Origin of the sequence: Mesorhizobium sp. M7A.F.Ca.CA.002.09.1.1 (assembly GCF_003998555.1) — a bacterium.
Classification (GTDB): Bacteria; Pseudomonadota; Alphaproteobacteria; order Rhizobiales; family Rhizobiaceae; genus Mesorhizobium; species Mesorhizobium ciceri.
Map to the genome: position 1 here is coordinate 1 of NZ_RZRR01000519.1, position 4,028 is coordinate 4,028.

4 protein-coding genes are annotated in these 4,028 nt (G+C 62.8%); 2 read left to right on the forward strand and 2 right to left on the reverse strand.

Features of this window, described 5'->3' with window-relative positions; all coding sequences use genetic code 11:
* Positions 1-437: LysR family transcriptional regulator (locus EN994_RS21060; protein WP_127307782.1), on the reverse strand; the 437-nt coding region annotated here is incomplete at its 3' end.
* 121 nt (positions 438-558) lie between these two features.
* Between EN994_RS21060 and EN994_RS21065 the strand changes: the two genes are divergently transcribed.
* Positions 559-1,710 (forward strand): gamma-butyrobetaine dioxygenase, encoded by a 1,152-nt coding sequence (locus EN994_RS21065; RefSeq protein ID WP_063168273.1) that lies wholly within the window; start codon positions 559-561, stop codon positions 1,708-1,710.
* Complete coding sequence (locus EN994_RS21070) at positions 1,707-2,297, forward strand: HD domain-containing protein (RefSeq protein ID WP_063168272.1); 591 nt, start codon at positions 1,707-1,709, stop codon at positions 2,295-2,297. The genes EN994_RS21065 and EN994_RS21070 overlap by 4 nt, the downstream gene beginning before the upstream one ends.
* Positions 2,298-2,368: 71 nt before the next feature.
* Here EN994_RS21070 and EN994_RS21075 read toward each other — a convergent pair.
* Positions 2,369-4,028, reverse strand: a 1,660-nt coding sequence (locus EN994_RS21075) for an NAD(P)/FAD-dependent oxidoreductase (RefSeq protein WP_164746051.1), incomplete at its 5' end; no start/stop codon positions are given.

Consider the following 4,028-nt stretch of genomic DNA (forward strand, 5'->3'; position numbering starts at 1 on the left):
TCGAGCACCGAGCCTGGCAGGTCGTAATCGGTAGGGCGATGGATCGTCACCAGGTCGAGCTGGATGCGCGGCAGTGCCTTCGCGAGATCGGGCAGCGCCGGAACCAGCATCAGCAAGGCAAAGGAAATCGGCGCCCGGATGGTCACGGTCTGGACGGCGCGCGGCTCGAACAGTTCCGCGGTGCTGTTGCCGATGGTGGCGAAGGCCGACTGGATGTGGGGGAGGTAGGCTGCCCCCTCCGGCGACAGGGCGACGCCGCGCGCCAGCCGCGAAAACAAACGTGTCTTCAGCCGCTCCTCGAGAAAGCGGATGTGCTGGCTGACGGCCGCCTGGGTGAGGCCAAGCTCGGCTGCCGCCGCGGTGAAATTCGACAGCCGCGCCGCAGCCTCGAAACTGCGCAGCCAGTCGAGCGGCGGCAGGGGTGTGGTTCGAGACATTAGTATATCGTGGTCATTGGCCAAAAAAGGATAATTTGAATTATGCCTCTCGCGCGATCAACATGCAATCGAAACCCTGCGGATCAGCTGCGGGGGACGCAATGGACAGGAACGGATCTCCATGCTCACCCAGGCGCTGATCGGCGACGAAGGTAGAACAATCGAACTTGGCTGGAAGGACGGGTCGCGCAGCCGCTTTCACGCCATGTGGCTGCGCGACAATGCGCTGGACGACAAGACGCGCAGCGCCGGCAATGGCCAACGGCTGATCACCATCCTCGACATTCCCGCCGACACCAGGATCGGCGCGGCATCGCTCAAGGGCGGCGCCCTGGAAGTCAGCTTCGTGCCGGAGCAGAAAACAGTGAGTTTCCCGGCGGCATGGCTGAGTGCCAATGCCTATGATCGTGACGCGGCCCGCCAGCCCGGCTGGACAGACGAGGCCACCGTGCGATGGACCAAGGCCTCGATGCAGAATTCGGTGCCGCGCGCCGGCTATGCTGCGGCCAGCCATGATCGCGCTGTGCTGGGGCAATGGCTGTCGGCGGTGAAAGCCTATGGCTTTGCGGTGATGGACGATCTGCCGGCCGAATCCGGAGCGCTGTGCAAGGTGTCCGATCTGTTCGGCTATATCAGGGAGACCAATTACGGCCGCTGGTTCGAAGTGCGCGCCGAGGTCAATCCGAGCAATCTCGCCTACACCAATCTCGGGCTCCAGGCGCATACCGACAATCCCTATCGCGACCCCGTGCCGACGCTGCAGATCCTGTCCTGCATCGAGAATACGGTTGAGGGCGGCGAATCCAGCGTCGTCGACGGGTTTGCCGTCGCGGCTGCGCTGCAGGCTGAGAACCCGGAAGGCTTCCGGCTGCTGAGCTCATGCCCGGCGCGCTTCGAATATGCCGGCTCTTCCGGTGTGCGGCTGCAGGCGAAGCGGCCGATGATCGAGCTCGGGCCCGATGGCGAGCTGATCTGCATCCGCTTCAACAACCGCTCGCTGGCGCCGACGGTCGACGTGCCCTTCGCCGACATGGAGGCGTACTACGCCGCCTACCGCCGGTTCGCCGAACTGATCGAGGATCCATCCTTCGAAGTGACGTTCAAGCTCGAAGCGGGGCAGGCTTTCATCGTCGACAACACGCGCGTCATGCACGCCCGCAAGGCGTTTTCCGGAACCGGCAAGCGCTGGCTGCAGGGCTGTTACGCCGACAAGGATGGCCTGCTGTCGACGCTCGCGTCGATAGAACACGGGTTCAAGGAGGCGGCGGAATGAGCGGCCAGGATTTGAACGCGGACAATATCGTCGAATTCATTGCCGACATCTTCGAGCGCCGGGGTGCGGAATCCTACCTCGGCGAACCCGTCACCATGTCGGAGCACATGCTGCAGGGCGCCTGGTTCGCCGAAAAGGACGGCGCGCCGGACGAGCTGGTGGCGGCGGCGCTGCTGCACGACATTGGCCATTACACCAGCGAGTTCGGCACCTATTCGCCCGAGGATGTCGAGGACAAGCATCATGACGAAGCCGGCGGCGAAGTGCTGGCGCCGTTCTTTCCACCTGTCATCGTCGAATGCGTCAGGCTGCATGTCGCCGCCAAGCGCTATCTCTGCGCCACCGATCCGACCTATTTCGGCAGGCTGTCGCCGGCCTCGGTGCATACGCTGTCGCTGCAGGGCGGGCCGATGAATGCCGAGGAGGTGGCCGAGTTCCGCAAGAACCCGTTCCATGAGGAAGCGGTCCGGGTCCGCATCTGGGACGAGAGCGGCAAGATTGCCAACATGAAGACGCGGACGTTTCGCGATTACGTGCCGCTGTTGCAGCGGGTGGTGACGCAGTTCGCGGCGGGTAAGCCGGCGTAATTCCCTCAAAGGAAGGAGGCAGGGGGCAAGCCCTGCCTTCTTTCTTCCGGCTTCGCCGGAATCGCGCTCGCCTACCCCTTGTGATGCACCTGCTGCAGCCCGTAGACCGGCGTCGCCAAGCCGGCCTGCCTGGCCTTCAGCTGCAGCGCCAGGAATTGTGAATAGTGGCGTGACTGGTGCAGGTTGCCGCCGTGAAACCACAGCGCTTCCTGCTGTGTAGGCTTCCACATGTTGCGCAACTCGCCTTCCCAGGGGCCGGGATCCTTGGTGGTGTTCGAGCCGAGGCCCCAGCATTTGCCGACCTTGTCGGCGGTTTCGCGCGATATCAGATCGGCGGCCCAGCCGTTCATCGAGCCGTAGCCGGTGGCGTAGACGATGAGGTCCGCAGGCAGTTCCGACCCGTCGCTGAGCAGGACCGAGTGCTGCTTGATCTCTTCGACGTCGACGCCACTCTTCAGCTTGATCGAACCATCGATGACCAACTGCGATGCGCCAACATCGATGTAATAGCCAGAGCCGCGCCTGAGGTACTTCATGAACAGGCCGGACTCGTCGTCGCCCCAGTCGAGCATGAAACCGGCCTTTTCCAGTCCCTTGTAGAATGCCGCATCGCGTTTCTTCATCTCGGCATAGGCCGGGATCTGGAACTCGTGCAGGATCTTGTAGGGCAGCGAAGCGAAGATGAGATCGGCCTTGGCGGTGGTGATGCCATTCTGCAGCGCCTGCTCCGAATAGAGCGAACCCAGTCCGATTTCCATCAACGTGTCGGACCTGGAGATATGGGTACTCGAGCGCTGCACCATGGTCACGTCGGCGCCGGCTTCCCAAAGTGCGGCAGCGATGTCATGGGCGGAATTGTTGGATCCGATGACAACGGCCTTTTTGCCGGCATAGGCGTCGGGACCCGGATGCTTCGACGAGTGGTGCTGATCGCCCCTGAAGGTCTCCATGCCCTTGAATTTCGGCAGATTGGCTTTGCCGGACTGTCCGGTCGCCAGCACCAGTTGCTTCGGCTTCAGCGTGATGTCCTTGCCGTCACGGTGGACGACAACGGTCCATTCCTTCGTCTTGTCGTCATAGGAAGCGCTTTTGGCCTCGGTCGAGGACCAGTAATTCAGCTCCATTACCTTGGTGTACATTTCCAGCCAGTCGCCGATCTTGTCCTTGGGCGAGAAGACCGGCCAGTTCTTGGGGAAATCGATATAGGGCAGATGGTCGTACCAGACCGGGTCATGCAGGCAGAGCGACTTGTAGCGCTTGCGCCAGCTGTCGCCGGCACGCTCGTTCTTCTCGATGATGATGGTCGGCACGCCAAGCTGCCGCAGCCGCGCGCCGAGCGCGATACCGCCCTGGCCGCCACCGATGATCACCGTATAGGGCTGCGTCTTGAAGCCGAGCTCGGCGGCTTCCCTCTCGCGCTCTTCCTTCCATGTCGGACGGTTCTTGCCCGAGCCGTGCCTGGCGCCCATCGGCCGCGCGAAGCCTGCCGGCTCCTCGTGGCCTTTCAGTTCGGCCATGGTGGTCAGCAGCGTCCAGATCTTGCCGTTCTTCAGCCTGATATGGCCGAAGCCGCGTGCCGCCTCCGTCTCGAAGCTGATCCAGCCCTCGATCAGTTCGCCGCTCTCGGTCGCGTCCTCGCCCTTGGCGATGGCGAAGTGCGATGGCCTGGTGTTCGACAACTGGCTTTTCAGCATGTCGCGGACCTGGTCGCGGCCTTCCATGGTCTTGATG